The sequence below is a fragment of the Rothia sp. HMSC078H08 genome, from assembly GCF_001808955.1.
GTDB lineage: Bacteria > Actinomycetota > Actinomycetes > Actinomycetales > Micrococcaceae > Rothia.
Genome location: NZ_KV795239.1, coordinates 1 through 3,882 on the forward strand (window position 1 = coordinate 1; position 3,882 = coordinate 3,882).

Below are 3,882 nucleotides of genomic sequence, written 5' to 3' on the forward strand. Positions count from 1 at the left end.
CAAAACGATTACACCACTCCACAGGACTTGACCTACTTGCTTTCCTAAAACTGATGTGATACAATGATTTAATCCAGAAAAGGAGTAAAAAATATGCGGCAAGGTATTCTTAAATAAAACTATAATCAAATAGTGGGAACAAAGGATTATGATAGCTCCTTTTGTAGGGGCTTAGTTTTTTGTACCCAATTTAAGAATACTTTTGCCTTATCAATTTTGACATATCCCCAAAAACAGCAATCACAAACAGGTGTATGCTGTATATGTGTATGTCCGCAACTTATAATCCCCAGTGGTAAAAGTATTTTACTGCTGGGGATTTTTATGCCCTTTGGGGCTGTAAAGGGAGGACAATCACATGAAAATAATCAATATTGGAATTCTTGCCCATGTAGACGCTGGAAAGACGACCTTGACGGAGAGCCTGCTATATGCCAGCGGAGCCATTTCAGAACCGGGGAGCGTCGAAAAAGGGACAACGAGGACGGACACCATGTTTTTGGAGCGGCAGCGTGGGATTACCATTCAAGCGGCAGTCACTTCCTTCCAGTGGCACAGATGTAAAGTTAACATTGTGGATACGCCCGGCCACATGGATTTTTTGGCGGAGGTGTACCGCTCTTTGGCTGTTTTAGATGGGGCCATCTTGGTGATCTCCGCTAAAGATGGCGTGCAGGCCCAGACCCGTATTCTGTTCAATGCCCTGCGGAAAATGAACATTCCCACCGTTATCTTTATCAACAAGATCGACCAGGCTGGCGTTGATTTGCAGAGCGTGGTTCAGTCTGTTCGGGATAAGCTCTCCGCCGATATTATCATCAAGCAGACGGTGTCGCTGTCCCCGGAAATAGTCCTGGAGGAAAATACCGACATAGAAGCATGGGATGCGGTCATCGAAAATAACGATGAATTATTGGAAAAGTATATCGCAGGAGAACCAATCAGCCGGGAAAAACTTGCGCGGGAGGAACAGCAGCGGGTTCAAGACGCCTCCCTGTTCCCAGTCTATCATGGCAGCGCCAAAAATGGCCTTGGCATTCAACCGTTGATGGATGCGGTGACAGGGCTGTTCCAACCGATTGGGGAACAGGGGGGCGCCGCCCTATGCGGCAGCGTTTTCAAGGTTGAGTACACCGATTGCGGCCAGCGGCGTGTCTATCTACGGTTATACAGCGGAACGCTGCGCCTGCGGGATACGGTGGCCCTGGCCGGGAGAGAAAAGCTGAAAATCACAGAGATGCGTATTCCATCCAAAGGGGAAATTGTTCGGACAGACACCGCTTATCCGGGTGAAATTGTTATCCTTCCCAGCGACAGCGTGAGGTTAAACGATGTATTAGGGGACCCAACCCGGCTCCCTCGTAAAAGGTGGCGTGAGGACCCCCTCCCCATGCTGCGGACGTCGATTGCGCCGAAAACGGCAGCGCAAAGAGAACGGCTGCTGGACGCTCTTACGCAACTTGCGGATACTGACCCGCTTTTGCGTTGCGAGGTGGATTCCATCACCCATGAGATCATTCTTTCTTTTTTGGGCCGGGTGCAGTTGGAGGTTGTTTCCGCTTTGCTGTCGGAAAAATACAAGCTTGAAACAGTGGTAAAGGAACCCACCGTCATTTATATGGAGCGGCCGCTCAAAGCAGCCAGCCACACCATCCATATCGAGGTGCCGCCCAACCCGTTTTGGGCATCCATCGGACTGTCTGTTACACCACTCCCGCTTGGCTCCGGTGTACAATACGAGAGCCGGGTTTCGCTGGGATACTTGAACCAGAGTTTTCAAAACGCTGTCAGGGATGGTATCCGTTACGGGCTGGAGCAGGGCTTGTTCGGCTGGAACGTAACGGACTGTAAGATTTGCTTTGAATACGGGCTTTATTACAGTCCGGTCAGCACGCCGGCGGACTTCCGCTCATTGGCCCCGATTGTATTGGAACAGGCATTGAAGGAATCAGGGACGCAACTGCTGGAACCTTATCTCTCCTTCACCCTCTATGCGCCCCGGGAATATCTTTCCAGGGCTTATCATGATGCACCGAAATACTGTGCCACCATCGAAACGGTCCAGGTAAAAAAGGATGAAGTTGTCTTTACTGGCGAGATTCCCGCCCGCTGTATACAGGCATACCGTACTGATCTGGCCTTTTACACCAACGGGCAGAGCGTATGCCTTACAGAACTGAAAGGGTATCAGGCCGCTGTCGGCAAGCCAGTCATCCAGCCCCGCCGTCCAAACAGCCGCCTGGACAAGGTGCGCCATATGTTCAGTAAGATCACTGGTTGATTTCCGATCCCAACCGAACACATTGAGCTGACGGCACGCTCCCGCAGTTAACCGAACGCCCCCGAGGTCCTATCCGGGCCCCGGGGGCGGCATTTTCCCAGTTGAAGGAATGGTGGAGATGTGTTTCGATGGGTCCGGTGGCCATGCTCCGCCCGCCGCCCGGCACCTCTTCCCAGACTCAGCCGGACGGTCGGTCCGTCTATTCCGTTTTTCTCCTAGGCTAGGCCAGCGGGGCATCGCCCCTCTCTGCGCGCGCCCTCTCGATGAGCCCCGGCGTCAGGTCGAGATCGCCGAGCGGCACGTCCTCCACGCCGTAGGCGTCCAGCAGCGCCGCCGCGTCCTCCCCGAGCATCGCCCTGAAGGCGCGCGCGGGCGTCGCGAAGCCGAGCGCGCCGCGGGGCTCGGAGTTCACGTGCGACATGGCCAGCGCCAGGTCGGCCGGGGCGAGCCGGTCGAACCTGATTCCGGCGCCCTTGGGCAGCAGCTTCCTGATCTCGACGTGGTTGCGCTCGCAGGCGCCCTTCTGGTCGCTGCGCCTGGGGTCGCAGTAGAACAGCCTCGTCTCGCCCGGCCCCTCGCCGAGCAGCGCCGCGATCGCCGCCTCGTCGGAGGACTCGGCGCCGTTGTCGGTGAGGACGGCGCGGAACACGCGGCGCGTCCCGTCGGCGCCGAGGATGGCCCGGACGCCCTCCAGGGCGTCCGCGACGCACCCGGCGGTCTTCTCCTCCAGCGGCAGCGCGAGCTGGAGCCTGCTGGGGCGGTGCAGCAGCGTGAGCAGGCAGGCGGAGTCCTCCCGGGCCCCCTCGACGGTGTCCATCTCCCAGGCCGCGGCGCACGCGTCCTCCCCGAGGGCGAGGAACGCGGCATGCGACCTGCGGGCGGAGTGGCGGGTCGCCGCCCGGCCCGCGGCGCGCTTCCTCGGCCTGTAGCCGACCTTGCGCCTGAGCTCCATGTTGGTCATGCCGTCGTAGCCCGCCGAGACCCAGCGGTAGATGGTCGACGGCGACAGGTCCACCGGGCCGCCGTTGCGCGCCGCCATCTGCTCGGGCGACAGCCCCCGGCGCAGGCAGTCCCTTATCGCCTCCAGCCTGGCCGCCGCGGCGGGCTCGTCGGCGTCTATATCCCGCGCCTGGACGAGACGAGGACCGAGTCGGCGCACAGCTGCGCGGCCCGGGCCTCGTAGAAGACGTGGGGGCGGCGCTTGCAGCCGATCGCGCGGTACCGGCCGCACCCGTTGCAGCAGCGCGGCCACGCCGCCAGGCGCGGGCAGGCCGCCGACAGGTCGGCGGAGGCGTCCACGCGCTCGCCGCGCCTGGCCTTCGGCGCCGTCACGAACCTGTGCGACGCCACCTCGGCGCTCACCGTCGAGGGCGACCTGCCCAGCTCCCTCGCGATCTCCCTGCACGACGCCCTGCGCTCCAGCATCCTCTGGACCGTGTCCCGCTCGTGCCTCGTGAGCCTTCCGTAGGCCCTCGGGACCGCCCTTGCGGAGCCGCTCTTCTTCTTTCCGGACATGCCGTCCTCCGATCTCCCGGGGCCGGCCGATCCGGCCCTCAGGGTATCGGGTTCCCACATTCATCCGCACATGTGCGGATGAATGT

The 3,882-nt window shown here is 59.6% G+C and carries 3 protein-coding genes; 1 reads left to right on the forward strand and 2 read right to left on the reverse strand.

Features of this window, described 5'->3' with window-relative positions; translation table 11 throughout:
• Window positions 1-358 precede the first annotated feature (358 nt).
• Entirely contained in the window at window positions 359-2,281 is a 1,923-nt protein-coding gene (tet(W), locus tag HMPREF2528_RS01110; protein ID WP_049362095.1) for a tetracycline resistance ribosomal protection protein Tet(W), read from the forward strand.
• 220 nt (window positions 2,282-2,501) lie between these two features.
• Here tet(W) and HMPREF2528_RS01115 read toward each other — a convergent pair whose 3' ends face one another.
• Together HMPREF2528_RS01115 and HMPREF2528_RS09190 are read right to left on the reverse strand one after the other, a co-directional pair.
• A complete protein-coding gene (locus HMPREF2528_RS01115) occupies window positions 2,502-3,440 on the reverse strand; it encodes an IS30 family transposase (protein ID WP_210397079.1) in 939 nt (312 codons plus the stop codon).
• Complete coding sequence (locus HMPREF2528_RS09190) at window positions 3,398-3,796, reverse strand: helix-turn-helix domain-containing protein (RefSeq protein ID WP_210397082.1); 399 nt, start codon at window positions 3,794-3,796, stop codon at window positions 3,398-3,400. Before HMPREF2528_RS09190 ends, HMPREF2528_RS01115 begins: the two co-directional genes overlap by 43 nt.
• Window positions 3,797-3,882 lie beyond the last annotated feature (86 nt).